Annotated in this window: 18 protein-coding genes; 9 read left to right on the top strand and 9 right to left on the bottom strand. The window is 73.8% G+C overall.

All coding sequences use genetic code 11. From position 1 onward, the window contains the following. The first annotated feature begins 225 nt into the window (after positions 1–225). From ACO03V_RS08690 to ACO03V_RS08710, 5 genes are read left to right on the top strand one after another with little or no spacing between them, the layout of a single operon-like run. Complete coding sequence (locus ACO03V_RS08690) at positions 226–1,677, top strand: O-antigen ligase family protein (protein WP_367726951.1); 1,452 nt, start codon at positions 226–228, stop codon at positions 1,675–1,677. After that, positions 1,674–3,170 (top strand): lipopolysaccharide biosynthesis protein, encoded by a 1,497-nt coding sequence (locus ACO03V_RS08695; RefSeq protein ID WP_423137304.1) that lies wholly within the window; start codon positions 1,674–1,676, stop codon positions 3,168–3,170. Before ACO03V_RS08690 ends, ACO03V_RS08695 begins: the two co-directional genes overlap by 4 nt. Continuing rightward, a complete protein-coding gene (locus ACO03V_RS08700; RefSeq protein WP_423137305.1) occupies positions 3,167–4,450 on the top strand; it encodes a polysaccharide pyruvyl transferase family protein in 1,284 nt (427 codons plus the stop codon). The genes ACO03V_RS08695 and ACO03V_RS08700 overlap by 4 nt, the downstream gene beginning before the upstream one ends. Continuing rightward, complete coding sequence (locus ACO03V_RS08705) at positions 4,437–5,513, top strand: acyltransferase family protein (protein ID WP_423137306.1); 1,077 nt, start codon at positions 4,437–4,439, stop codon at positions 5,511–5,513. The genes ACO03V_RS08700 and ACO03V_RS08705 overlap by 14 nt, the downstream gene beginning before the upstream one ends. 49 nt (positions 5,514–5,562) lie before the next feature. Continuing rightward, positions 5,563–6,570, top strand: coding sequence for an acyltransferase family protein (locus ACO03V_RS08710; RefSeq protein WP_423137307.1), 1,008 nt, complete (start codon positions 5,563–5,565; stop codon positions 6,568–6,570). A gap of 463 nt (positions 6,571–7,033) precedes the next feature. Here the strand turns inward: ACO03V_RS08710 and ACO03V_RS08715 are convergent, their stop codons facing one another. Both ACO03V_RS08715 and ACO03V_RS08720 read right to left on the bottom strand, forming a co-directional pair. Beyond that, positions 7,034–9,262 (bottom strand): glycosyltransferase, encoded by a 2,229-nt coding sequence (locus ACO03V_RS08715; protein ID WP_423137309.1) that lies wholly within the window; start codon positions 9,260–9,262, stop codon positions 7,034–7,036. Next, entirely contained in the window at positions 9,259–10,218 is a 960-nt protein-coding gene (locus ACO03V_RS08720; RefSeq protein WP_423137310.1) for a glycosyltransferase, read from the bottom strand. Before ACO03V_RS08720 ends, ACO03V_RS08715 begins: the two co-directional genes overlap by 4 nt. Before the next feature lie 296 nt (positions 10,219–10,514). Between ACO03V_RS08720 and ACO03V_RS08725 the strand changes: the two genes are divergently transcribed. Continuing rightward, complete coding sequence (locus tag ACO03V_RS08725) at positions 10,515–11,897, top strand: Ig-like domain-containing protein (RefSeq protein ID WP_423137311.1); 1,383 nt, start codon at positions 10,515–10,517, stop codon at positions 11,895–11,897. 126 nt (positions 11,898–12,023) lie between these two features. Here ACO03V_RS08725 and ACO03V_RS08730 read toward each other — a convergent pair whose 3' ends face one another. The 6 genes from ACO03V_RS08730 to ACO03V_RS08755 all read right to left on the bottom strand — a co-directional run bounded on the left by ACO03V_RS08730 (position 12,024) and on the right by ACO03V_RS08755 (position 20,419). Beyond that, complete coding sequence (locus ACO03V_RS08730) at positions 12,024–13,166, bottom strand: glycoside hydrolase family 5 protein (RefSeq protein ID WP_423137312.1); 1,143 nt, start codon at positions 13,164–13,166, stop codon at positions 12,024–12,026. A gap of 61 nt (positions 13,167–13,227) precedes the next feature. Then, positions 13,228–14,388: a glycosyltransferase family 4 protein gene (locus ACO03V_RS08735; RefSeq protein ID WP_423137313.1), complete on the bottom strand. Its 1,161-nt coding sequence runs from the start codon at positions 14,386–14,388 to the stop codon at positions 13,228–13,230. Beyond that, positions 14,369–15,865: a NosD domain-containing protein gene (locus ACO03V_RS08740; protein ID WP_423137314.1), complete on the bottom strand. Its 1,497-nt coding sequence runs from the start codon at positions 15,863–15,865 to the stop codon at positions 14,369–14,371. Before ACO03V_RS08740 ends, ACO03V_RS08735 begins: the two co-directional genes overlap by 20 nt. Positions 15,866–15,905: 40 nt before the next feature. Then, positions 15,906–16,877 carry a glycosyltransferase family 2 protein gene (locus ACO03V_RS08745; protein WP_423137315.1) on the bottom strand — a complete coding sequence of 324 codons (972 nt, stop codon included), beginning with the start codon at positions 16,875–16,877 and terminating at the stop codon, positions 15,906–15,908. Next, positions 16,874–19,039: a glycosyltransferase gene (locus ACO03V_RS08750; RefSeq protein ID WP_423137316.1), complete on the bottom strand. Its 2,166-nt coding sequence runs from the start codon at positions 19,037–19,039 to the stop codon at positions 16,874–16,876. Before ACO03V_RS08750 ends, ACO03V_RS08745 begins: the two co-directional genes overlap by 4 nt. An 18-nt stretch (positions 19,040–19,057) precedes the next feature. Beyond that, positions 19,058–20,419, bottom strand: a complete 1,362-nt coding sequence (locus ACO03V_RS08755; RefSeq protein ID WP_423137317.1) for a Wzz/FepE/Etk N-terminal domain-containing protein — start codon at positions 20,417–20,419, stop codon at positions 19,058–19,060. 658 nt (positions 20,420–21,077) lie between these two features. On the opposite strand from ACO03V_RS08755, the gene ACO03V_RS08760 reads away from it, so the two are divergent. Beyond that, positions 21,078–21,899: a hypothetical protein gene (locus ACO03V_RS08760; RefSeq protein ID WP_423137318.1), complete on the top strand. Its 822-nt coding sequence runs from the start codon at positions 21,078–21,080 to the stop codon at positions 21,897–21,899. Between the two features lie 46 nt (positions 21,900–21,945). Here the strand turns inward: ACO03V_RS08760 and ACO03V_RS08765 are convergent, their stop codons facing one another. Further along, complete coding sequence (locus ACO03V_RS08765) at positions 21,946–23,433, bottom strand: sugar transferase (protein WP_423137319.1); 1,488 nt, start codon at positions 23,431–23,433, stop codon at positions 21,946–21,948. 277 nt (positions 23,434–23,710) lie between these two features. Between ACO03V_RS08765 and ACO03V_RS08770 the strand changes: the two genes are divergently transcribed. Both ACO03V_RS08770 and ACO03V_RS08775 read left to right on the top strand, forming a co-directional pair. Beyond that, a complete protein-coding gene (locus ACO03V_RS08770; protein ID WP_423137320.1) occupies positions 23,711–24,724 on the top strand; it encodes a glycosyl transferase in 1,014 nt (337 codons plus the stop codon). Next, complete coding sequence (locus ACO03V_RS08775; RefSeq protein WP_423137321.1) at positions 24,721–25,584, top strand: alpha/beta hydrolase; 864 nt, start codon at positions 24,721–24,723, stop codon at positions 25,582–25,584. The genes ACO03V_RS08770 and ACO03V_RS08775 overlap by 4 nt, the downstream gene beginning before the upstream one ends. The last annotated feature ends 365 nt before the right edge of the window (positions 25,585–25,949 follow it).

The following is a 25,949-nucleotide window of genomic DNA, read 5'->3' on the forward strand; positions in this document are numbered from 1 at the left end:
CGTCTTCCCCTACGACCTGTCTGGAGCGATGGCGGTTGTTCGGTTGTCTCGGTCATTATCACCCGCACATAACGAAATCACAACACTGTGATTCCGCCCTTCGACCGCGGCCGTTCCCGCCCGGGCCGGGGCGCGGACGGACATTAATCCGCAGGAAACAGTCCGGTTACCCTGCGCGGATATTGTCGCGGCAAGGCACATCCGTTGGCTGGGGGGCGGTTCAGGATGAGCAGGTCGTCGTATCTCGTCGCTCGACCGCCCGCGCGCGTCGCCGGACGGACGTGGGCGCTGCTGGCCGGCGCCGCGGTCGTCGTCATCGGTGCGACGGGAGCGGCCATCCGTGCGCTCGACCAGCCCGGACCGGAGGTCGTCGTGCTGATCCCGGCTCTGGCCGTGGTCGCCGTCGCGGTCTTCCTCGTGCCGGTCCACTGGCTGCCGTCGGTGGTGGTGGCCGTGCTCGCGCTCTTCCCGACGCGGTTCATCCCCTCCGACGGCCCGTTCAACGCCCTGCCGCCGCTCGCGATCCTGCTCGGGGTGTGGGTGGTACGCCGGCTGTTGTGGCCGCAGGACCGCGGCCGTCTGCCGCAGGAGCGCTCCGCCGCCCTCGTCGCGCGATACGCCGTCTACGCCACGGCGATCGCGCTGACCACGTGGCTGCTGCTGTCGGTGGCGCTGACCGGCCTGCAGGAGAGCTCGCTCGGCTGGACCCTCTCGTTCGTCGCGAGCGTCTTCGTGCCGCTGCTGGTCCTCGACGCCCGCCGCGAGGTCGCCCTGTTGCGCAAGACGCTCCTCGTGGTCGGCGCCCTCGCGGGGGCGTATGTCGTCGGCGAGATGGTGCTCGGCTTCTCGCCCCTCTACGGGACGGCATCCGGAGACCTGCTGTTCTCCGTCTACCGGGCGCGCGGCGCGTTCTCGCACCCGCTCTTCGCCGCGGCGTTCCTCACGATCCCGGCCGCGCTCGGACTCGGCACGTGGCTGACGGAGGGCCGACGCTGGCCGCTCGTCGCCGCGGCGATCTCGGCCGCCGGCGTCATGGCCACCGTCTCGCGCGGCCCGCTCGCCGCGCTGGGCATCGCCGTCGCCTTCGCCGTGCTCCTCAGCCCGCTCTTCATCGGCTGGGCCCACCTGCGCCGCTGGGTGCAGCTGCTCGCGGTGGCGGCGATCGGGGCCGTCGCCGTGCTCAACTTCGGTCCGCTGGCCGAACGCGCCGACTCGATCGAGTCGCGGATCTCCGCCGAGGTCCGCGACCGCGCCGTGGACGTCTCGATCCGCGCCGCCGACTTCTCCGGGTGGATCGGCACGGGTCCGGGCACCTCCGGTCAGACCAGCCGCCTCTTCGACACGATCATCATCGAGAACAGCCTCCTGCAGCTGCTGATCAGCATCGGCATCCCGGGTCTCCTGCTCTTCGTGCTGTTCGTCGCCGCCCTCGCGTGGCGCACGACGCTGACCGGGGCACTCGGTCCGCTGCTCGCCCTCATCGCCTACGTCGTGGCGATCGCCGGGTTCAATACCCTCGACGCCGTCCGCAGCATGCACGTCGTCGTCGGCGTGCTGGCGCTGCTGTGCGTGCACGGCGGCACGCGGACGCGCGACCCGCTCTCCCCCGCCGCCGTCGCCCGACCCGCTGCCGTCGCGGCGCCGCGCGCGACCCTCCGGAACGCCGGCGCGCGATGACCGCCGCGACGCAGAGCCTCGGGCGGACGGCGTCGCGCGGCGCGGCCACGACCATGGGCGCCCAGGGGCTGCGGATCCTCGTCCAGGTCGTCGGCATCGTCCTGCTGGCGCGTCTGCTCGCCCCGGGCGACTACGGCGTCATGGCCATGGTGCTCGCGATCGTCGGCGTCGGCGAGATCGTGCGCGACTTCGGGCTCTCCAGCGCGGCCATCCAGGCACGCACCCTCTCGCACGGGCAGCGGTCCAACCTCTTCTGGATCAACCTCGGCATCGGCGCCGTGCTGACCTGCCTCTGCGCGGCGCTGGCGGTGCCGGTGTCGGCGCTCTACGGCGACCCGCGGCTCGTCGCCGTCACGCTCGCCCTGGCACCCACGTTCCTGCTCAACGGGTTCTCGACCCAGTTCCGCGCGCACCTGAACCGCGACTTCCGGTTCGTCGCCCTCTCCGCCGTCGAGATCGGCGCGCAGGCCACCGCGCTCGGCGTCGCCCTCTCGCTCGCGGTGTGGGGATGGGGCTACTGGGCGCTGGTCGTGCAGCAGGTGCTGCAGGTGCTGCTCCAGGCGGTCGCGCTGCCGATCCTCGCGGGCTGGTGGCCGGGACTGGCGCGGCGCGGCGAGCCCATGCGGGGCCTGCTCACCTTCGGCGGCCACCTCGTGGCATCCCAGGTCCTCGTCTACGCCAGCCGCAACATCGACAGCGTCATGATCGGACGCCTCTACGGAGCGGTGCCGCTGGGGTTCTACAACCGCGCGTTCCAGCTGATGGTGCTGCCGCTCAACCAGATCAACGCGCCCGCGTCGCGCGTCGCGCTGCCCACCCTGTCGCGACTGCAGGACGACCCGGCGCGGTACGCCCGGTTCCTCGCGGTCGGGCAGGTGGTGCTGCTGAACGTGGTGGCCGGGGTGCTCGCCTTCAGCGCCGCGCAGGCGCCCGCGCTCATCGCCGTCGCCCTCGGCCCGCAGTGGGAGCCGAGCGTCCACCTGTTCCAGATCCTCGCCGTCGCCGGGTTCTTCCAGGCCGCGGCGTACGCGACCTACTGGGCGTCGCTGTCGCTCGGGCTCATGCGGCGCTTCTTCTGGTACACCGTGGCGACCCGCCCGCTCATCATCGGCCTCATCGTCGTCGGTGCCTCGTGGGGCGTGGAGGGCGTCGCCGTGGCCTACACGGTCGGCAACGCCCTCGCCTGGCCCATCGGACTGCTCTGGATGACGCGCGGGACCATCGCCCCCACCGGGCCGCTGTTCGTCGCCGCCCTGCGTACCCTGCTCGTGCACGGCGCCGCCGCCGGGCTCTCCGCCGCCGCCACGTGGGCGCTGCCCGGACTGAGCGAGCCGCTGCACCTGCTCCTCGGCGCGGTGGTGCTCGTCGCCGCGCTCGCCCTCGCCGCCGCGATCGTGCCGGCGTTCCGGCGCGACGTCCTCGGCATCCTCGCGCTGCGCCGTCACCTCGGACGCGCGCGCGCCGCCACCCCTGTCGAGACGGAGTCCGCATGAGAGTCCGCAACATCCCCCGACGCGCCCGTCGCGTCTGGTCCGGCCTGCTGCAGCGCAGCGGTCTGCCGACCCGCCGCTTCGCCCGCACCCTGCGCACCGCCGCGGGCCGGCCGGGCGACCGCGCGCACCTGCTCGTCGCCGCGCCCGGCGCGGGCAACATCGGCGACCAGGCCATGCTCGAGGCGTTCGTCGCGGCCGCCGACCGGCCCGTCACGATCGTGACCCGCCGCGACGACGACTTCGTCCTGCCGCCCGATCTCGCGCCGCGCGCGCGGACGGTGGCCCTGCCGCATCTGCTGTACGGCGACGGCGTGGAGCACCGCGGAGACGTGCGGGCGCTCGGCGGGCTGCTGGGCGAAGCCGCGACCGTGTCGATCATCGGCGCGGACATCATGGACGGCGTCTACAGCCTGCGCCCGTCCGTACGGCGGTCCACGATCGCCGCGGTCGCCGCCGAGCTCGGCTTCGACACCACGGTCATCGGCTTCAGCTGGAGCCCCGCCGCCCCCGCCCCGGCCCGCGAGGCGCTCCGCCGCGCCGGGGCGGCCGGGGCGCGCCTTCTCCTGCGCGACCCCGCCTCCGCCGCGCGCGTGCGCGACCTCGGCGTGGCGGGCGTGCACGAGACGGCGGACATCGTCTTCACCGACGAGCGCGTCGCCGTGGACCTCCCGCCGGAGCTCGCCGCGCTCCCCCGGCCCTACGCCCTGGTCAACGCGAGCGGGCTCATCGCCCGGACGGTCGACCACGGCGTCGAGTACGCCGGGCTCGTCGCGGACCTGCGAGCCCGTGGCATCCATGTCGTCCTTCTTCCCCACGTCCTGCGCGACAGCGCCGACGACCGTGCCGCCTGCCGGACCGTTCGGGACGCCGTGGGCGCGGACGGCGTGACGCTCGTGGCGGGCATGCTGTCGCCGTCGGTGATCCGGCGCCTGGCCGCCGAGGCCGAGATCGTCGTCACCGGCCGGATGCACCTGGCGGTCATGTCGCTCGCGCAGGGGGTGCCCGCCGTCACGCTCGCGTCCCAGGGGAAGGTCGAGGGCCTCATGCGGCTGTTCGACTGGCCGCAGCTCTGCGTCGCGCCCCGGCCCGGGATGTCCGCCGACATCCGCGCCGTCGTGGCCGACGTCCTGTCCGACGCCGGCAGCCGGGAACGGGTGCGGCTGGGAACCGAACGCGCGCGCGAACGCGCCCGCGTCAACATCGACCGCATCGGCGCCGGGGGCGGAGCCGTGCGGGCCGACAGCTCTGGGGGGAGCATCGATGGACGTGCAACGACGTAGCGGGTGGGTCCGCGACGACGTCGGCCGGCGGGAATGGGTCGACCTCGTGAAAGGCGTGGCGATCATCATGATCGTCGCGTACCACTCCTCGCTCTTCCTGAACTCGGTGGGAGTGGATGCCGCCGGCATCGGCCGCGCGCGCATCGTGCTCGACCTGTTCCCGATGCCGGCGTTCTTCCTCATCTCGGGGCTGTTCCACACCCGCGTGCGCGAATGGAGCTTCGCGGACCTGTGGCGGCGTCGCCTCCGCCAGTACCTGTACCTGTACGTGCTCTGGTCGGTGCTGCGCTTCCTCTTCTACCTCGTCGTGCCGAACGTCCGCGCGGACGGAGCGGGACAGGCCGCCGACGACCCGGTCGCGCTGCTGCTCATCCTCGTGTGGCCCATCAGCTCGTACTGGTTCATCTACGCGCTGTTCGTCTTCACGATCGTGTTCTGGGCCTTCCGACGGATGCCGCCCTGGGTGCTCCTCGCGCTGACCGCCGTCGCCTCCGCCCTCACCTCCGCCGGGCTGCTCGACACGGACAACGTCGGCCTCAACCGCATGATCGAGTACCTCGTGTTCTTCGTCGCGGGCGCGTACTTCCACCGCCGGATCTACACGGCGGTCGAGCGCACCGGGCCGCTCGGCACGGTCGTGGCCGTCGTCGGGTTCGCCGCGTTCGCCGCCGTCGCGACGTTCGTGCCGCGCCTGGGCGGCATCCCGGGGGTCGCCCTCGTCGGGCAGGTGCTCGTGCTGGCCGCGGGTTTCACCCTCGCGACCTGGCTGGTGCGACTGCGGCCGCTGGCGTGGCTGACCTACGTGGGCGTCCGGTCGTTGAACATCTACCTCGTCCACATCTTCGTCATCGCGCTGCTCGCGCTCCCGCTGGCCCTCGTGCCCGAGGCGCTGGACTCCCTGCCGGGTCGCGGCCTGCTGGTCATCGGCGCGATGACCGCGGTGGTCACGGCCCTGTCGATCCTGCTGACGCGGTACCTGACGCGCGTGTCGTGGCTGTTCGTCTACCCCTTCCGCAACGGTGTGAAGCTGCGTGCCCGACGCCCCGCGGCGGAGCGGTCATGACCGGCCCGCTCGTGACGCTGCGTGCTCGACGCCCCGCGGCGGAGCGGTCATGACCGGCCCGGCGGCTCCCGTGCGGCTGAGATGGCCGGACGTCGCCCGGGGCGGCGCCATGATGCTCGTCGTGCTCGCACACACCCTCCAGCTGCTCGACGCCTACGGCTGGTCCCTCGGGTGGCTCGACACGGCCAACACGTTCCTCACGGCGATCCGGATGCCGCTGTTCTTCACCATCGCCGGGATGCTGGCCACGTCGGCCCTCCGCCGGCCGTGGGGGCGGCTGTGGCGCACGCGGCTGCTGCTGCTGGTCTACGTGTACGTGCTCTGGATGGCCGTCCGGACCGTGTGGTTCTCGTTCGTGCCGTGGCCGTTGAGCGACCTGCCGCCGTGGGCGTCGTTCCTGCTGCTGCCGGTGTGGCCGACCACCGGGCTCTGGTTCCTGTACGCGCTCGTGCTGTACACGGTCGCCGCGAAGGCGCTGTCCCGTGCGCCCCGGTGGGTGTCGCTCGGGGCGGCCGCGGCGCTGTCGGTACTGGCCGCGTACGACCTCGTCCCCACGGGCGACAACCCGATCTGGCGCTCCATCGCGCTCTACCTTCTGTTCTTCCTGCTCGGCGTGCACGGCTCGGACCTGTGGAAGGCGCTGGCCGCGCGGACCCGCGCCTGGTGGGCGGTGCCGGCACTGCTGCTCGTCCCGGCTGCGTTCGGCGTCTTCACGCTCGTCCCGTCGGCCGGCGCCGGTGCGGCCCGCGTGCTGCTGTCGACGGTCTGCGTCGCCGCCTGCATCGTGCTCGCGAGCGTCCTCGCCCGCGTCCCGGGGCTTTCCGCCCCGTTCGCCGCCGTGGGACGCCGCACCCTCCCCATCTACGTCATGCACACGCTGCTGCTGGCCGCCGTGGTGGCCGTCGTGCCCGTCGGCGTCGTGCCGACTCCGGCTGCGGCGATCGGGCTCTGCGCGGGGGTCATCGTGGTGAGCCTGGGCCTGGCGAACCTCCTCGAGCGCGTGCCCGGCGTCTTCGCACCCCCGGCCGCCTGGACCCGGGACACGACCCGGGTCTGACGCGGGCGCGCGCGGCGTGCGGCGGGCTCGAGGGCGTGTCTGCAGGGCGGGCGGCATCCGGGTCGCCCCAGCGGCCACATCCGACGCCGCGGGCCCCACCGGTCCTGCAAAATCGCGCGGCGGCCCGGGCAGCGATCCGCGGCGCACCGGGGCCAGCCCCCTCACCCGCTGACTTGGCGCAGATGTACGCGCCGGAGGCCCGGCGGCGTACATTCGCGGCAAGTCAGCGCAAGAGGAGGGGGCGGGGGCGCGCAATTGCAGGAGTGGCGGCGTCGGGGACGCCCCAGCGGCCACATCAGACGCCGCAGGCCCCACCGGTCCTGCAAAATCGCGCGGCGGCCCGCGCGACGAGAGATGCGACGCGGCGTGGCCAACCCCCGCTGACTTGGCGCAAATGTACGCGCCGGAGGCCCGGCGGCGTACATCTGCGGCAAGTCAGCGCAAAAGGAACAGGAGGAGGGGCTCAGGCCAGGACGGGCGCGGGGGTCTCGGGGGGCTCGGCGAGACGGCGGCTGCCGAGCGGGGTCAACCAGATGTCCTCGGCGCGGGGATAGACCGCCCCGGCCGAGAAGGCGGCGGTGAACCCCTCGGCGCCCCGGCGGGCACGGCGCTCCCGCTCGGCCGCGTCGCCCATCGCCTGTGCGAGGGCGTCGGCGAGGGCGTCGACGTCCCCCGGCGGCACGAGGAATCCGCGCTCGTCGTCGAGGACCGCGGGGATGCCGCCGACCTCGGTCGAGATCACGCACACGCTCCGCGCGAGCGCCTCGAGGACGAACATCGGCATCGCCTCGTCGCGCGAGGGCAGCACCGCGATCGCGGCCTCGCCGAGCAGGTCCAGGAGTCGGTCGTGCGGGACAGAGCCCAGGAACGTCGCGCCCGGGAGGGCGGCATCCACGAGCTCCTCGTCCCGGATGGGACCGGCGACGATGAGCTCCCACTCGGGGAAGCGCTCGTGCACGCGGCGCCAGGCCCGGTCCAGGACGTCGATGCCCTTGCGGTGCGAGACGACGCCGCCGAAGACGACGGCGGGTGCCCCGCGCGTGGGCGCCCCGGCCGGCACGGCGTTCGGCAGCACGGTCACCGCGGACGATCCCACGTGCCGGGCCGCGATCGCGCGCGACTCCTCGGAGAGGGCGATGACATGGGATGCCGCCTGCAGCACGCGCGCCACCCGCCGGGGGCTCCGCTTCTCGTACGCGGCGAACTCGCTCCCGTGCAGGTGGACGACCACCGGCATCCCGAGTCGTGCGGCAAGCAGGGCCAAGTGCCCCTCGCGGACGAACGACCCGCGCTCGGACAGGTGCGCCACGACGACGGCCGGTCGGTCGCTCCGCCCGAGGCGGTGCAGCGTGCGACGCGCCGCCAGGAAACGGAACAGGGCGGTGGGGTGGTCGCCGGGGTCGCCGCGCGTGACGAGCACGGTGTTGTCCACGCGGTCGAACGGCCAGCTGAGGTACGCGTTGACGACCTGCGTCATCCCGCCCGGGATGTCGCCGGCGCGGCCGAGGTGGTGCACGACGGGGCGAGCGCTGGCGGGGGCGGCGACGGGGACGATCTCGTCGCGGCGCAGGAGGCGACCGAGCTCGCTGCGCACCGCCGCCAGCCGTGCGCGGGCGCCCTCGAGCGTCCCGAGGGCCTCGCCGCGACGCCCCGCGAGCTCCACGAGCCGGTCGCGCAGCTGTTCGGCGTCGAGGTCGCGCGTGTTCAGGGCGATCCCGCTGAGGCCGATGGTGTCGAAGTGTCGGGAGATCTTGTCGGCGTCGTCCAGCTGGAGGCCGATCGGCATCGCGCCCTCGGTGAACGCCGCGATGATGACGTGGAGACGGTCGCTCGCGGCGACCCGCGTGCGCCGGTAGACGGCGCGCAGTCGCGCCTCGTGCGCGTCGTGGGCGCCGAGCACGGGCCAGCCGACCACCTCGGCGTCGAGGTCGCGGCCGAGCCGTTGCGACCGCTCCTCGTCCACGCTGACCTGCGTCACCACGACCAGCCGGAGACCGAGCGCGTCCGCGGCCCCGCGCACGCCGCGCATCCAGGCGGCATCCGGGTAGGGACGCGGGGCCACCTCGGTGTCGTCGCGCAACGAGACGACGAAGAGGTCGCGGGTGTCCCCGCCCGCCCGGGCCGCGGCGAGCGCGTCGGCGTCGAGGCCGTCGCTGAAGCCGAGGTCGGGCATCGACGGGCCGAAGCCCAGGTAGTCGGCGGTGCGGTCGTCGCGCCAGCGCGTATAGCTGGAGAGGGCGTTGGACGGCCACATGAGCGCCCGCGGGAGGGGCGCGAAGTTGCGCGCCCCGGCGCCGATGCGGGCGACGCGTCCGCCGCGGGCGCGGACGAGCGCGACGGCGGGGAGCATCGCCAGATGCTCCTTCATGCCGATGAGCGTGAGCTGGAGCTCCCCCGGCTTGTAGAGCGTGTCGGCGTTCCCCCGCGCGGCCTCGGCGAGCAGCGCCCGGTACCAGGAGACGAAGGAGCGGTAGACGACGTCATCGGGGTGCAGCCGCAGGCCGTCGTCGTAGCCCGCGGGCGAGTGACCGACGTACACGTGGAGCCGGCCGTTCTCCCGCGCCCAGTCGAGCAGCGGCCTGCGCAGGAGCACGTCGCCGATGTTCTCGTACTGCCCGCGGCCGACGGCGAAGATCTGACGGCGGGGCTCCGTGGCATCCGTCCCCTCCGCCGGGGCCTGCGCGGCGCTCACGCGGCCCGCCGGACGGGTGCGGCGAGGTCGTCGACGATCGTCCGGGTCGCGGCGACGTCGAGGACGGCGGCGGTGACGTCGGGGCCGTCGACGGCGATGCCGATGCCCAGCTCGTTGACGAGCGCGGCGATCTCGGCCTGGTGGTCGTCGACGTGCTCCCCCCGGGCGGCGGCGCGGGTCGCGATGACCGGGAAGACGCCGAGCGAGAGCATCTCGAGGAGCGTGCCGACGCCGGCGTGGCTGATGACGACGTCGGCGTTCAGGGCCTCCTCGACGAACTGCTCCGGCGGCATCTCGTCGTACACGCGTCCCGGCAGGTCGTCGCGGCTGGTCTCGCCGAGCTGCCAGACGGTGGTGTCGTCGACGAGACCGCTCGCGAGCAGAGCGTCCACGAGCGAGTCGAAGCGGTATCCGCGGATGGTCCCGAGGGTCACGAAGAGGCGCCGGCCCGTTCGGCGCCGCGGCGTCGGGCGGTACGTGCTGAGGACGCTCTGGCACTCGTGCCAGCGACCGCCGGCCCAGGCCGGGGTCTGCGTCCGCAGGTGGACGGCCGGGACGTTCTGCAGCAGCCGCCCGGTGGTGGACGGGCCCTCGACCCGGCACACGCTCTCGACGTACGTCGACGCGATGCCGAGGCTCGCCGCGAGCGGCAGGGCGGCGGTGGCCACGGCGGCGCCCGTGCTGATCGCGGCGTCGAAGGGCTCGGACCGCAGGAAGCGGTGGATGGGCCCGACCGCGGCGAGCGTGCCGCGGAGGTCGCGCGGCCCGATGTACGGCAGCATCGCGACGCGTCGTCCTTCCAGCAGCTGCCGGCTCTGCGGTGTGTCGAAGGTGATCCAGAGCGAGTCGGGATGCCGCCCGAAGGACGCCTCCAACCGCAACAGCTCGGCGAGGTGTCCCCCCGTCGAGCACACCAGAGCGGCCTTGCCGCCCGATCCAGGTATGCGCCATGCCATGGCCGACCCGCTTTCCTCATGCAGGGTCGATGAAGACCCCACCCCCAACTCACGCGATCGGATCGTTTCCCCACAACCGACCGTGTGCTTGCCTGAGACGCGCTGGTGGACTCCGCGTTCGCGAGGAATGTATCGCGGGCCGGAGGGGCCTCGGACGGCTTTTTACGCAGCGAGTCGAACTTGTCATACGCCGTTCATCTGGGGCGTGCGCCGAACGGCCAGGATGGCGGGCAGGGGACGGGAGCCGGCTGTCGGCGCCCGGAAGACGGGCCGGGGGCCCATGGGGGATGGTCATGATGACGGGTGCATCGACGACGGGCGAGCGGGCGGGCGTCTCGCGCCGCGGACTCCTTGCGGGCATGTTCGCGGGGGCCGGAACGGTCGCGCTCGGCTCGGGGGCGGTGCTCTCGGCGGCGGCGGCGACGGCCGCACCGACGCCCACGCTGCCCGGCGAGTACACGCGCAAAGAGGACGTGACCGCGACCGGGGTGGTGTTCGACAACATCTGCGTCACCATCTCGAAAGACCCGGCGCGCATCTACGTCCCGCGGACGATCAAGCCCCAGAGCGGGGTGCCGGTCCCGGTCGTGTGGTACTACCACGGCTCCGGCGGCGACCACAACGCGCTCGAGGGCGGGTACCGCTCCCCCGCGCTGTCGACGATCGACAAGGGCGGCATCGCGATCTGCCAGAAGGCCGGCGGCACGCTCTACACGAACCCGACCGCGCTCGCCCTCCAGCAGGCCGGCTGGGACTACATCGCCCGGCTGTTCACCGTGTCGGCGAACACCCTGCGCTCCACCTCGGGCGGTGGCATCCTGGCCACCGAGGTCTACGGCATGCGCCTCATCCCGAACATCGTCGGTATGTACGGCGTGAACGCCAGCTACGACCTGCGGGCCATGTACGACCAGGGCGGCCGCGGTCAGGCCTCGGTCATCCTCGCCTACGGCGACGACCTCGACGCCATCGAGGCGCGCAACCCGGCGCGTCTGCCCGCGTCGACGTGGACGGGCGCGAAGCTGCGGGTCGTGGTGTCCTCGCCGAGCGGCACCGACACCATCGTCCCGCCGGAGCAGCACGGCCTGCTGCTGCGCGAGCGGGCCCTGCCGGTCGCCGCGGAGGCGTCGGTGCGCACGCACACGAACGGGCACAACACGCCGGGCTTCGCCGCCTCGGACTTCGTCGCGGCGATGGGCCGCTGGGGCAGCTTCCCCTTCGTGGCCACGCCCACGCCGACGCCCACGGCGACGGCGACCGCGACCGCCACCCCGACGCCGACCGCGAGCCCCACGCCGACGAAGACCGCGACGCCCACGGCGAGCCCGTCCCCGACGCCCACGAAGACCGCCACGCCGACGCCGACTCCCACGCCGACCCCGACGCGCGACACGGTCGCCCCGGCGGTGTCAATCATCGCGCCGGCGGACTCGACGACCGTCTCAGCCGTCGTGACGCTCCGCGTGTCCGCCACCGACGCCGTCGGGGTGACCGCCGTCGGCGTGTACGTCGGCACGAACAAGATCGCGGATGCCACCAAGGTGAGCGCCTCGGAATGGCGCGCCCCCTACGACACCCGCAACATCCGCAACGGCACCTACGCGATCACGGCGAAGGCGACGGATGCCGCGGGGAACGTCGGCACGTCGTCGGCGGTACGCCTCATCATCAAGAACTGACCGGGGGGGCTTTCCGCCGTCGCGGCGGGAACCGTCCGCCGTCGCGGGGGCCCTCGCCGTCGCCGCGCGGCGGAACCCATCGGCCGTCGCGCCCGCGGCCGGACCCCGCCCGGCGTAGAGCGGGGCTCACCGCGGCGGCAGATGCGCCTCGATGACAGCCGCCTGCGACAGCGCCGTGTCGATGCCGATCGACGACGGCAGCCCAGGGGCGCTCGACACGTACGCGAGCAGCGTCCCCACGGTGCGGGTGCTGGTGGCGCCGAAGTACATGACGTCGAGCCCGTCCTCGTCGGCGATGTCGTAGAACCGCGTGAACAGCGCGTTCCAGGCGGCGGCGTCCGCGGCGGACTGCACGCCGCCCTCGCCGCCGGAGGGCCACCCGACCTCCCCCACCGCGCAGTGCACCTGCCAGGTCGTGCACCAGTCGCCGAACGTGCCGAGCTGGGTCAGCACGCGCTCGGGATCCTCCACGTCCCCGTACACCGCGCCGTCCGAGTCCGCGTAGAAGTGCTCGGAGTACACGACCCGCCCCAGCGGGTCGACGATCCACGGCCCGTCCGGGGCGATGGCGGCGAGACGGCCGCGCTCCTCGCTGAGGATCCCCTCCACCCAGACCGGCTGCACGGCGCCCGTCTCGCGGATCGCGTCGACGGCCACCTGCGCGTAGTGACGGTAGGTGTTCACGCCGACGGACCACCGCGGCTCGTTGAAGACGTCGAAGGCCGCGACGCCCGGCTCGTCGCGCAGGGCGCCCGCCAACGCTCCCCAGATCGTGCGGACGTGCCCTTCGTCGATGCCCGCGCCGCACGCGAGGCTCCCCTCGACGTACGGCCCCGCTCCCCACGGGTACGTGCACCCGTTGTGCAGGTCGACGACGGTGCGCACCCCGGCATCCCATGCCGTCCGCACCTCCCGGACCACCGCGGCCAGGGCGTCCTGGTCGACCGGCTGCGCGAGCCCGTCGGCGGCGGTCCCCCCGTCGGGGATGACCTGCAGCCGCTGCCAGGGCACCGCGAGCCGGACGGAGGTGATCCCTCGGCCGGCGAGGAAAGCGTAGCTGGACGCGGGCTCCCCGAGCGTCGTCGCGTCGGCGCCCGCCCCGGCCAGGACGAAGCTGTAGATGTTGACGCCGCGCAGGTACGGCTCCCCGGCGAGGTAGTCCGCGAGCGCGTCGGGCGGCGGCGAGACGATCTCGGGGCGGGGGGTGGGCGGCGTGCCCTCGGGCAGGCACCCGCTGAGGACGAGGGCCGCCGCGAGAGCCGTCGTCACGGCGGCCATCACGCGCGCGGTTCGCCGCCCCCGGGCCCTCACGCGCGCGGTTCCCGGACCCTCACGCGCGCGGTTCGCCGACCGCGCTGCCCGACCGCACCACGGCCCGGGTCACCGCCTTCTCGAGCAGCGTCGCACTGGCATCCGCGCCGAACCTGTCCAGCCAGTCGTCGATGCCGCCGACCTCGAGGCCCGCGGCCTCCTGAACCGCGTCCGCGACCGCCGCCGGGTCCGCGCTGGCGGCGAGCTCGCCGGTCACCCCGGGGATGATGGCGTCGGCGACGCCGAGGGCGGTGGAGATCGCCACGGAGGGCACCCCGCGCGCGGCGGCCTCGATGAGGACGTTGCCGAGACCCTCGCGGTGCGACGGCAGGAGCACGACCGACGTCGGACCGAAGTGCGCGATCCAGTCCTCCACCCACCCGTGACTGGTGAATGCGACGCCGCGGCGCTCGGCCTCCGCGGTCATCTGCGCGAGCAGCGGTCCGCCACCGAACGAGACCACCTCCGTCGGGATGCCGCGGCGGACGAGCTCCTCGGCGACCGACAGCGCCAGCTCGGGGTTCTTCTGCGGGACCAGGCGGCACGCGAGGACCAGTTGCACGCCGGCCGCGGTCCCGGGCACGCGCGGGACCGGCGTGCGCTCGCGCACCTTGGCCATCGCCGGGTTCGGGACCACGAGGCTGCGGCTCGCCGGAATGCCGAACGCCGCGTTCATCTCGGCGGCGACGGGGTGCGAGGCGCTGGTCACCACGTCCGCACGGCGGTACCACCGGCGCGCGAGCGCGATCTTGGCCCGGTGCGCGGGCGGCGCCCCCGGCAGCCCCAGGCTGATGAGGTTGTGCTCCGTCACGACGAGCCCCGGCCGATGCCGGGCGCGCTCGCGCGCCGCGATCGCGAGGAGGTTCGGGTACGTCTGCAGCCCCACGAGGGCGTCGAAACCCTCGCTGTCGATCAGCCGTGCCAGCGCCGACACCTTCTTCAGGTGGGACCGGATGCCGCCGAGCCGGTGGACGGTGACACGGGGCGGCAGCACGTCGCCGGTCGGCCGGTCCGAGACGACGACCACCGCCACCTGGTGCCCCTGGTCCGCGAACCACGTCGCCCAGGCCACGCCGACCGCTTCCGCCCCGCCGCCGTGCACCGAGCTGACGACGAACGCCAGCCGGCGACGGGGGGCGCCGGTCCCGGCGCGGACCGTCTCAGGGGCCGCAGTAGACATTCGTCCCCCCGCTCGCCGCACCGTCCACGACGTTGTCGCACGACACGCTCACCCCGCGGCTGCGGTCGTGCACCCACACGCCGTACCCCGAGGCATCCGCCGTCCCGGTGTTCGCGCGGAACTCGTTGTTCCAGCCCCAGTCCTCCCACGCCATCGACGAGTAGGCGTGCTGGACGGCGGAGGTGCCGGTGTTGCCGGCCACGGACCAGTCGTTGCCGGTGACGAGCACCCAGCCGAGCGACCGCGAACCGGGCTGGAAGCCCTCGAAGACGTTGTCGGCGATCAGGCCGTCGCTCGTCCCCTCCTTGGCCTCGATGCCCTCGGCACCGGTGTTCTTGATCGTGTTGGCGACGACGACGTTCCGGTCGGAGGCGTCCGGTCGTCCCTGCGTGACCTCGCTCCAGCGTCGCTGGGAGGTGCCGATGTAAACGCCCTCGCCGTAGGCGACGTCCGCGGAGCCGGTCCGCGAGATGAGGTTGTGCGCGACGATGCTGTCGGTGGTGAAGGCGTAGAGGTGGATGCCCTCGTAGCCGAGGTCCTTCACCACGAGGTCGGTCACGGCGAGGCTGCTGCTGCCCTTGACCATCACGCCCTGCAGGGAGCGCGCGACCGTGAATCCGGTGACGACGACGTTCTTCGCCCCCTCGATGCGCAGGGCGGACCCGCTATTCACGTCGCCGGTGGTGAGCACCGCCCAGGGGCTGCCGCACAGCCAGATCGGACGCTCGGCCGTGCCGGACGCGTTCAGCAGGAAGGTGCCGGTGTAGCTGCCGTCGGCGAGCCGGATGACGGTGCCGGGCCCGGCGGTGCGCAGGGCGGAAGTCAGCTGGGACGCGGTGGAGACCGTCGTCGTCGCCGCGGGGCAGTCGGTAGCCCGCGGGGCGTCGGCCGCGGCCGCCGGCGGGGCGGCGTCGGTGACGACGAAGGAGTCGAGGTGGGTCATGCGCCCGCCCGAGGCGCTGTTCTTCGATCCGGAGCCGACGATGGTGATCGTGTGCTCGCCGGGCTCGACGGGGGCGCTGTAGCCGACGACGCCGGTGGTGGAGCTGCGGGCGTAGTTGTCGACGCGGGCCACCTCCTCGCCGTCGATCAGCACGCGGATGATGCCCGCGTTGGCGGACTTCCACGTGTACCAGGTGATCCAGGAGCCGGAGAAGGTGAGGCTGGCGGACGCCGACGACGCGGTCGCGTAGCGGATGCCGCCGCCGCTGCTGCCGGAGCTGCTGAGCGAGCTCCAGGACCCGCTGTACCGGATGGCGGAGGAGTTCTCCTCGTACGTGCCGGGACCGGGAGCGGTGGATGCCGCCCGCACGGCGCCCGCGGACGCGCTCGGGGCGGCCGCGGCGACGGGGCCGGCGGCCACGGCCGGCAGCGGTCCGGCGAGGAGGGCGAGGACGGCCCCGGCGACGACGGCCCCGCGCAGGCGCAGGCGGGACGGGCGACGGGAGGGGACGGTGGAACTGGGGGTGAGGCGCATGGCGTGTCCTGTCGGTTGCTGTGGGGCAGGAGGTCGGCGTCTACCGATCGGCGATCGCCAGGAGCACGCGATGCGCACGCGTGGACGTCTTCGCCGTGAGAGCGAGCAACGCCCGGCGCGGATCATGCCGTCGGACGAACAATGCCAGGTCGCCGGCGCGGAGGATCCGACGGTTGCGAGAAAGCAGCAGTTTCTGCTCTGATGTCCGGTAGTCCGCACGCAGAGCGTCCTTGATCCCCGAAAGGGCCACGTACCGGGCACGGAAGTACCGATAGTCGTCGGACCCCCGCAGGCCGAGCCGGGAGGCCGCCCGGGCCATCGCCTCGTCGATGACGGCGAGGGACTCCGCCCGACGGCTCACGGACGTGATGAGGGATCCCGGCCGCAGCCGGTACTCGTACACGGAGACGTCGGTGAAGGCGACGCTCCGCGCGTGACTCAGCGCGTCCGCGACCATCACGAGGTCGGACTGAACGCGCGCGGGGGCGAAGCTCGCCTGCGCCATCACCGTCCGGCGGAACAGCTTGTTCCACAGGTGACCGGTGACCTCGCCGCGCAGCAGCATCCGGAAGGCGTCGCGCCCCGACACGGGCGGGGACACCGGCGGCCGGAGCGCGCGCCGCCGCCCCTCCGCCGTCACGAGCGTGGCCGCCGCGACGACGACGTCCACGTCGCGGGCGCTGGCCATCGCGACCAGCACGCGCAGAGCGTCGTCGGCCCACTCGTCGTCGGCGTCGACGAACCACAGCCACTCGCCCCGGGCGGCCTCCACCCCGGCCTGGCGGGCGCGCGCGACCCCGACGTTCTCCGGCAGGAGGACCGCCCGCACCCGGTGGTGCGCGGCCGCCAGCTCGGTCGCCACGCGGCCGGTGTCGTCGCCGGACCCGTCGTCGACGATGAGGATCTCGACGTCGGTGGAATGCTGCTCCTCGAGGCGGGCGATCGCGCGCGGCAGGTCGTCGGCCGCACGGAAGGCGGGCAGGATGACGCTCACGCGCGGCTCGCCGGTCATCGGCGCACCTCCGCGGAGATGCGGTCCGTGAGCTCGGCGAGCCGTCCGCGGGCGGCGATGACGGCCTCGACGATCTGCGCCCGCCGGGCGAGCGCGTCGGCGAGGACGGCGCGAACCGCCTCCGGGTCGCCGAGGTCGCGCGGGACGCTCGTGCCCTCGATGCCCGCGCCGGCCAGCGTCCGCGTGGTCTTGTCCATCGCGCCCGTGCTGAGGGCCACCGGGACGGCCCCCTCGGTCGCGGCGATCACCACGGCGTGCAGGCGGTCGCTGAGGACGAGCGCGCTGCGGCGGTACGTCTCGCGCAGGCGCGCCTCCTGCCGGGCGTGGTCGTCGTCGAGCCAAGTCACGGCCTCGCAGTCCAGCCGCGCGGCGAGGTCGCGGGCGAGGTCGCCGTCGCGTTCGATCTGCGCCACGACGACGGGCTGCAGTCCGAGGTCGTCGGCGAGCGCGCGCACCCGCGCGACCCACGCGTCGTCGGGCCGCTCGCGGGCGGCGTGACTGAGGCCCTGGCGCACCGAGAGGGCGAGGAGCGGACGCGGGGCCTCGGCGTCGCGCAGCACCTCCGCGTCGGCGCCAAGGGCGAACGCCCAGTCGGGGGTGACGGCCCCCAGACCCATGAGGCGACGGCTGGGCGCGTCGCGCCAGGTCACGACCCGGCACAGTCGCAGGACGGCGGAGATGGGATGCCGCCACGCCTGCGGCTCCCGCACTCCCACGCCGGTGAGCACCGCCGTGCCGCCGCGCAGCCGGTGCACGAGCAGCAGCGGGGCCAGCCGGAGGTAGCGCAGGGCGAAGGGGCGGCGCACCTCGGTCTCGCCGGTGTCGAAGGCGTAGACGCCCCGTCCGGCCAGCAGGTGGCGCGAGACGGTCCGTCGCCAGGTCCGCGGGTCGCGCACGGGTCGGTCGCCAGACTGCAGGCCGAGGCCGCTGAGGTAGTCGTCGGTCTTGTCGCCGACGTAGACGGTCAGGGGGCCGAGCGTGCGCAGGTGGTCGAGGTAGCCGCGCCGGAGCACGGTGTCGCCCACGTTGTCGTACTGCCCGACGGCGGAGGCCAGGACCGTCATGTCACGCTCTTTCCGGCGGCTCTCGCGCGCCCGGTCGATCGCGCCGAGCAGCATCTCGCCGCTGCGGTCGCTGGAGAAACGGCGGGCCCACGCGGCGGTGCGCTCCGGGACGACCCGGTCGACCGTGCGGATGGCCGCGGCGAGATCCTCGGCGTCACCGGTGAAGGCGAGCTGCCCGGTGATGCTCGGCACGAGGGCGTCCGCCACGCCGTAGGCGGACGAGACGGCGACGCTCGGGATGCCGCCCATCGCCGACTCGACGAGCACGTTGCCGAATCCCTCACGGTAGGACGGCAGCACCGTGACCGCGTTGGGCGGAGCGGATGCCACCCAGTCGGCGGTCCAGCCCGGCACGCTCAGCGGCACGTCGAGGCGTTCGGCGGCCGCGACGAGGTCGTCGGCGAGCGGACCGCGGCCGAAGCACACGAGCCGCGCGTCGACCCCGTCACGGCGGAGCAGGGCGGCCGCCTCGGCGGCCATCGGCGCCCGCTTCTGAGCGACCAGGCGCATGGGCAGCAGCAGGTGGACGGGCTCGTCGAAACGCACGGCGGTCGTGCGCGGGCTCGCTCCGGTGCGCAGCTCGGCGCGGCGGGCGGCGGGGTTCGGGACGACGACCAGGCGCTCGGCCCGCACCCCGTAGGCGCCGACGAGCTCGGCGGCGACGGCGTGCGAGATCGCGACGACGGTGTCCGCGCGGCGGTACGCCCGCCGGGCGACGACGCGTTTCACAGTGTCGGCGATCGAGCGGGGTTCGCCCTCGCGGGTGGTGATGTTGCGCTCGCTCACGAGGACCACCGGTCCCCCGCGCAGGCCCGCCGTCGCGGCGAGGGCGACGAGGTTCGGGTAGCTCTGCAGGGCCACGACGGCGTCGATGCGCTCGCGGCGCAGCTCGGCGCGGACGGCGCGGACGCGGCGCGCGGTCCCCCCGGCGCGCAGCTGCCGGATGCGCACCCCCGGTCCCGTGGGCGCGTCGGCGACCGGTCCGGTGGTGATGACGCGGACGTCGTGCCCCTGGCCGGCGAGCCAGTCGGCCCAGACGGCCGCGACGAACTCCGCGCCGCCGCCGGTGAGGGAGGTGGTCAGCAGGGCGATGCGCATGTCATCGGCCTCGTCCGGTCAGGCCCGCGCCGCACGCAGGTCGCGGTAGAGCGAGGTGGAGGGGTCCGCGTCGACGCCACCGACCGGGGCGTCCACGACGACGACCCCGACGGGGTCGATCCCCACGGCCCGCAGCCCGGCGGTCGCGGCGCTCAGCTGCGGGCGGGTGGCCCGCCCCGCCGTGACGGCCAGCAGCGTGGAGCCGGCCGCGGAGGCGGCGAAGATCGTGTCGCTGAGGGGCAGGGCGGGGGCGGCATCCAGGATCACCATGTCGTGGCTCTCGGAGAGGGCCTTGACGAGGGCGGTGAAGGCGGAGCCCGACATCAGCTCGGCGGGGCTCTGCGTCGTCTCCCCGACGGGCAGCACGTCCACGCCGTGCACGGTGCGGAGCGCGGCGGCCGCCTCCGTCTCGCCGCGCAGCACGCCCGCCAGGCCGGGGCCGTCGAGCGCGAGCATCTCGGTCACGGAGCCGGAGCGGAGGTTGGCGTCCACGAGCGCGACGCGCACGCCGAACTCGGTCATGGCGAGCGCGAGGTTGACCGTCAGCGCCGACGACCGGTCGCGCGGGGTCGCCGGGACGACGGCGACGATGTCCAGGCGCGTGTCGGGCATGTGCCCGAGGACGGCGGCGACCGTGCGGTAGGCCTCCGCACCCGCGCTGAGCGGGGCGTCGGCGACCTCGGTGGCCGACCCCGACGCGCGCGCCGGAATGCTGCCGATGACACGGGGCACCTCGTCGCCGTCGACACCCACCGAGGCGGCGCCGTGAACGCGGCGGTCGCGGACGGCGGCCACGGCGATCCAGATCAGTCCGACCGCGAGGCCGCACGCCATGCCGAGGGCGATGTTGACGAGCGGGTCCGGCGACACCGGCTCCTCCGGGGCCAGCGGCTCCTGCAGCGTGTCGATGCGGATCGGCGCCGTCCCGCCGCCGGAGGGCGTCTCGATGTCGAGCACCGTCTGGCTGAACGCGTCGACGAACGCCTGCGCCTTCTCCTGCGCCGCGGCCGCCGTGGGCCCATCGGCGGACAGAGCAAGGATCGGGGTGTTCAGGGGCGCCTCGATGGAGAGGTCCCGTGAGACGACCTCGACGGTGTCGGCGAGACCGAGGCTCGCGATGACCTCCTCGATCACGCGCGGCGACATCGCGATCTCCGTGTACGCGTACGCCTTCTGCACGGCGTAGTTGTTCGCCTGGACCAGGTCGGAGGATGCCGCCCCGGCCGGGGCGTCGTACGTGACCACGAGCTGCGCCGTCGACTGGTACACGGGGGTCATGACGAACCCGGCGCCGAATCCCGCGGCGGCACCGATCACCACCAGCGCCACCACCGTCCACCACCACTTCCGGATTGCGCGAAGGAGGGTCGTGGCGCTCATAACGTGGTCCGTTCGTTCGAGAAGCTCGACGTGACCAAGTGGGAATCGGCACCGGAGTACCGAGAACGCTCCCCCCAGACACGTTCTTGGTACTTCGGAACGTACTGACGGCATGTTGCGCGCGTGTTGCCGTCGAGCGGCGATTTGGGACGGGGTGTGTCCCGCGGATGACCCGGCGGTGAACGTTCCCCGCATCCCTCCCGGACCTTCTGCCGTTCGATCTCGTGCCGTCGTGCGGAGTCGTGGCCCGACACGCCGCAGGACGACGGCCGCGGCTCGGCGTGTCGCCCCGGAACTCCGCAGGACGGTTGAGAAGGATGGATGCCGCCGTGAGCTCGTGGCATCCCTCCCGGACCTTCTGCCGTTCGATCTCGTGCCGTCGTGCGGAGTCGTGGCCCGACACGCCGCAGGACGACGGCCGCGGCCCGGCGTGTCGCCCCGGAACTCCGCAGGACGGCAGCAACGGGACGGCGTGCAGCCGAAGATCAGGCCCGTGCGGCACGATCGACACGTGGCGGATCGGCGAGGCACCGGGGCTCGAGGCCCCCGTCCCGGCCCGCGGCGCCCGGCGGCACCCCGCCCGACCGCCGCCCGCCCGGCGGCATCCCGATCGACCCCCCGCCGCCCGGCCGCCCGCCGCCGCCCCCCGCGACGCACCGTGCTGCTCCGCCGGCGGATCGTCGCCGCCGGCATCCTGGTGGTCGCCCTCGTGGCGCTCGTCGCCGTCGCGGTCGTCCCGCTGGCCTCCCGGCTCGGCGCCGCGACCGACGACCGCCCGCCGCTGAATGCCGCCGCGTTCGATCCCGGTCTGCTCATCGAGGACGCCTCCTTCTACGACGGTGCAGCGATGACCGCGACCGAGATCCAGGACTTCCTCGACGAGCACATCGGACGGTGCGCCACCGACTCCTGCCTGAACGTGCTGCGGGCGGACCTGCCCGCCCGCGCGGAACTGGTGTCGGATGCCACCGGCCGGACCATCTGCGGGCCGTGGGAGGGCGGTGAGCTGTCCGCGGCGGAGATCATCGAGCGGGTCCAGCGGGCGTGCGGCATCTCGGCGAAGGTGCTGCTCGTCATGCTGCAGAAGGAGCAGAGCCTGGTCGCCGGGGCCACCGCGCGCGACCCCGCCCCCGAGGAGCTGGCCGCGGCGATGGGCGCGCGGTGCCCCGACGACGCCCCCTGCGACCCGGGCCGTGCCGGCTTCGCCGACCAGGTCGCGCAGGGCGCCACCGACCTCGCCGCCTACCGTGCGTCGGAGTTCATGCGGCAGCCCGGCGTGCACGTCATCGCCTACTCGCCCGACCCGGCGTGCGGAGGCTCCGAGGTGCGGATCGCCAACGACGCGACCGCCGCCCTGTACAACTACACCCCCTACCAGCCGAACGCCGCCGCGCTCGCGGCCGGATGGGACGAGGGCGACGCGTGCTCGTCCTACGGCAACCGCAACTTCGCCTGGTACTGGGCGGCCTGGTTCGCCTGAGCCCCGCGGCCCCCGAGCCGCCTCCGAAGCGCCGGCGCGGCCCGGCTCAGTACGCTCCCTCGCGCCGCACGACCGCGCGGACCGTCTTGAACAGGATCGCGAGGTCGCCCGTGAGCGTCCAGTTCTCGACGTAGAAGAGGTCCAGGCGCACCGTCTCGTCCCAGTCGAGGTCGCTGCGGCCGCTCACCTGCCACAGTCCCGTGATGCCCGGCTTCACGAGGAACCGCCGGTGCACGCTCCGCCCGTACAGCTCGACCTCGCGGCCGAGCGGGGGCCGCGGACCGACGAGCGACATCGAACCGCTCAGCACGTTGAACAGCTGCGGCAGCTCGTCCAGGCTGAAGCGCCGGAGCACCGACCCGACCGCGGTGACGCGGGGGTCGTCCTTCATCTTGAACATGACCCCGTTGCCGGTGTCGGCGGCGCGCAGCTCGGCGAGGCGCTCCTCGGCGTCGACGTACATCGAGCGGAACTTCAGCATCGCGAACGTCCGACCCTTCAGCCCCACCCGTTCCTGACGGAACAGCGCCCGGCCCGGGCTGGACCCGCGCACGAGGAACGCGATCACGATGAGCAGCGGCGACAGCAGCAGGATGAGGGACGCGGATGCCACGATGTCGAACGCCCGCTTCACGTGCAGGCGCCCGCCGTCGTAACGGGGCGTCTCCACGTGCAGCAGCGGCAGGCCCGCGACCGGCCGGGAGTGGATGCGGGGACCGCCGACGTCCGTCAGGCTCGGCGCCACGACCAGGTGCTGGCGCCCCGGCTCGAGCTGCCAGCTCAGCTCCCGGACCGTCGCCGGGCTGAGCTCGTTCGCACTGGAGATGAGCACGGTGTCCGCCCCCAGCAGCTCCAACGCCTCGACCACCGAGACCGCCGTCGCCCGCGGCGTGGCCGAGCTGTCGACCGGCGACACGAAGCCGTCCGGATCGTAGGAGCCGACGACGTGCAGGCCCGCGCCGGGGACCTTCTGCAGGTCGCGGACGAGCGGCTCCACGGCATCCAGGTCCCCCACCACGAGCACCTTGTGAGACATGCGGCCGCGCCGCCGCTGGGCCACCAGCCACCGGCGGGCGAGCCACCGGCCGGCCACGAGGCCGACCCCGGTCGACACGCCGCCGATGGCGAGGATCGCGTGCAGACCCGCGAGGGAGGTCACGTAGGCGACGAGGGCGACGCCGGCGAAGGTGAACATCACCGACAGCAGGACGGCGCGGTACTCGCGGCTGCCGACGCCGAAGACCCGGGGGACGCGGCTGCCGGTCGACGAGAGCGTGACGAGCATCGCCGCCGCCAGGACGGCCAACGGGATGCCGACCGGCACCCACACCCGCTCGTCGAGCAGCGGAAGCATGTGCGGCTGCGAGCCGAACACGGCCGCCGCCAGGAGGGAGACCACGACGATGATGACGTCGATCACCACCAGGCCGCGGGCGTAGCGGCGCGCCCACCTCTCCCGCGCGAACGTCGGCGCTGCGCCTCCGCGCCGCGGCACGTCCTCGACAACGTCCTCTTGCCGTCGTGTGATCGTCACTGGGCACCCCCCGTCATTGGCTCGCCGCCGGGCTCCCCTCCCGGCACGCGAACCACTTCCCCGAGGTCAGCATGAACCCGTCCGGTGGAGAAAGGGTTACCCCCGTGTTACGGGGATGTGGAGTTTGCCCGCGCCCGGGGAGCGACCGTCCGTGGCCCACGTCGGGCGACCTTCACGCCCGGGAAACGCCCGCTTCACGTTCGGCGGTTACTGTCGCGCTCATGAGCAACCTGGGGGGCCGCGCTCGCGGGGACGGGCGCACGGAAGGCCGGCGCGGATGAGCCCGGCCGAGTCGATCACGGTGCTGCACTCGCTGGCACCGCCGGACGGCACCACCCGGTACGTGGACCAGATGACCGACGGGGCGCCCGACGACGTCCACGTCGCGTACTTCAGCTGGCGACGGGCGCTCACCGGGCGCTACGACGTCCTGCACCTCCACTGGCCGGAGTTCCTGCTGCGCGGCCGGACACGGCGGCAGCGCCTGCGCCGCCGTCTCGCGATGCGGGGGACCCTCCTGCGCGCCCGCCTCACGCGGACGCCGATCGTCCGCACCGCGCACAACATTGCCCCGCACGAAGACGGCTCGCACGCGGAGATGCAACTGCTGCGCGCCGTGGACCGTGCCACGACGAGCTGGATCCGCCTGAACGACGCGACCCCGCTCGCGGACGGAGCGCACGGCACCACGATCCTGCACGGCCACTACCGCGACCGCTTCGCCGCGCACCCGCGCCGCGAGCGCGTCGACGGACGCGTGCTCTACTTCGGCATCATCCGCCCGCGGAAGAACGTCGAGCAGCTCATCGACGTCTTCACCCGCCGGGACCGCCCCGGCTCGCACCTGCGCATCGTCGGGTCGCCGACGCCGGAGCTGGCCGAGCGCATCACCGCCCGGGTCGACGGCCGCGACGACGTCTCGGCGCGGCTGGCGTTCGTGGACGACGACGAGCTCGTCGCCGAGGTCAGCGCCGCCACGCTGGTCGTGCTGCCCTACGCCGAGATGCACAACTCCGGCGCGGCGCTCGTGGCGCTCTCGCTCGACCGTCCCGTGCTCGTCCCGCGCAGCGATGCCAACACCGCGCTCGCCGCGGAGGTCGGCCCCGGCTGGGTGCGCCAGTTCGACGGGGCGCTCGACGAGGACGATCTCACGACCGCGCTCGCCGCCGCGGCGGAGATCGACCCGGCCGCCCGCCCCCGGCTCGAGGGCCGCGACTGGGACGAGGTCGGCCGTCGCCACCGCGACGTCTATCGTGAGGCCATGGCCCGCGCCCGAGGAGGACGACGATGACCCCTATCCGCCGGAGGAGCCTGGCCGCCGCGGCCCTGGCGGTCCTCGCGCTGACCGTCACCGCCTGCACGCCGGGAGGGGACGCCGAGCCGACGGCCGCTCCCATCGTCGTCGAGAAGGACCTCACCTACCCCGGGGGCGACGGCAGCGCCCTCGGCGTCGACGCCTGCCGCCCCGACGACGACACGGCGCACCCCGCGGTCGTCCTCGTCCACGGCGGGGCCTTCTCCGAGGGCGACCGCACCACCATGGCCGGCGTGTGCAGCGAGCTCGCGAAGAACGGGTACGCGGCCTTCGCGGTCGACTACCGCCAGCTCCCCGCCACCTATCCGGCCCAGATCGACGACGTCCAGGCGTCCGTCCTCTGGCTCCGCGAGCCGGAGCAGGTCGAGCGCTTCCGCCTCAGCTCGACCGTCTCGCTCCTCGGCAGCTCCGCGGGCGCCATCATCTCCCTCAGCACCGCGGCTGCGCTCGCCGGCAACGACGCGCCCGTCGCCTCGGTGGTCGCCCTGTCGCCGGCGGCCTCGCTCACCGCGGACGCCGCGGAGCTCGGAGACCCGCGACCGGACCTGGAGAAGGTCGTCCTCGGGTACCTGGGGTGCGACGTCATCACGGACTGCCCGATCGCCGAGCAGGCGTCGCCCGTGGCCTCCGCTGCGCTGCTGCCGCCGACGCTCATCGTGCACGGCACCGACGAGCTCATCCCGCTGGCGCAGGCGGAGCTCCTCGACGACGCGCTGTCGACCGACGGCATCGAGCACGAGCTCGTCGTCGTCGACGGCACGCGGCACGGCCTGCAGCTGCTCGACAGCGCCGTGAAGGCCGACGTGATCGAGTTCCTCGGCGCGCACGCGTCCTGAGCGGCATCCCTCCCCCATCCCTTCCCCCTCGACCGTCCTGCGGAGTGCCCGGGCGACACGCCGGGCCGCGGCATCCCTCCCCGGCGTGTCGAACCTTGACTCCGCACGACGGCTAGGGGCCGCACGGCGGACGGACCGGGATGGATGCCACGAGCTCACAGCGGCATCCATCCCCCTCGACCGTCCTGCGGAGTTCCCGGGCGACACGCCGCGCCGCGGCATCCCTCCCCGGCGTGTCGAACCTCAACTCCGCACGACGGCTACGGGCCGCACGGCGGACGGACCGGAATGGATGCCACGAGCTCACAGCGGCATCCATCCCCCTCGACCGTCCTGCGGAGTTCCCGGGCGACACGCCGCGCCGC

Origin of the sequence: Microbacterium sp. HMH0099 (assembly GCF_049384025.1) — a bacterium.
Classification (GTDB): domain Bacteria; phylum Actinomycetota; class Actinomycetes; order Actinomycetales; family Microbacteriaceae; genus Microbacterium.

Excerpts from the sequence above, each read along its gene's own strand:
- ACO03V_RS08720 (WP_423137310.1), bottom strand. The coding sequence starts at position 10,218 with ATGGCATGGCGCATACCTGGATCGGGCGGCAAGGCCGCTCTGGTGTGC.
- ACO03V_RS08775 (WP_423137321.1), top strand. The coding sequence starts at position 24,721 with ATGACCCCTATCCGCCGGAGGAGCCTGGCCGCCGCGGCCCTGGCGGTC.
- ACO03V_RS08755 (WP_423137317.1), bottom strand. The coding sequence starts at position 20,419 with ATGAGCGCCACGACCCTCCTTCGCGCAATCCGGAAGTGGTGGTGGACG.
- ACO03V_RS08695 (WP_423137304.1), top strand. The coding sequence starts at position 1,674 with ATGACCGCCGCGACGCAGAGCCTCGGGCGGACGGCGTCGCGCGGCGCG.
- ACO03V_RS08750 (WP_423137316.1), bottom strand. The coding sequence starts at position 19,039 with ATGCGCATCGCCCTGCTGACCACCTCCCTCACCGGCGGCGGCGCGGAG.
- ACO03V_RS08725 (WP_423137311.1), top strand. The coding sequence starts at position 10,515 with ATGACGGGTGCATCGACGACGGGCGAGCGGGCGGGCGTCTCGCGCCGC.
- ACO03V_RS08700 (WP_423137305.1), top strand. The coding sequence starts at position 3,167 with ATGAGAGTCCGCAACATCCCCCGACGCGCCCGTCGCGTCTGGTCCGGC.
- ACO03V_RS08735 (WP_423137313.1), bottom strand. The coding sequence starts at position 14,388 with ATGTCTACTGCGGCCCCTGAGACGGTCCGCGCCGGGACCGGCGCCCCC.
- ACO03V_RS08690 (WP_367726951.1), top strand. The coding sequence starts at position 226 with ATGAGCAGGTCGTCGTATCTCGTCGCTCGACCGCCCGCGCGCGTCGCC.
- ACO03V_RS08740 (WP_423137314.1), bottom strand. The coding sequence starts at position 15,865 with ATGCGCCTCACCCCCAGTTCCACCGTCCCCTCCCGTCGCCCGTCCCGC.
- ACO03V_RS08745 (WP_423137315.1), bottom strand. The coding sequence starts at position 16,877 with ATGACCGGCGAGCCGCGCGTGAGCGTCATCCTGCCCGCCTTCCGTGCG.
- ACO03V_RS08710 (WP_423137307.1), top strand. The coding sequence starts at position 5,563 with ATGACCGGCCCGGCGGCTCCCGTGCGGCTGAGATGGCCGGACGTCGCC.
- ACO03V_RS08770 (WP_423137320.1), top strand. The coding sequence starts at position 23,711 with ATGAGCCCGGCCGAGTCGATCACGGTGCTGCACTCGCTGGCACCGCCG.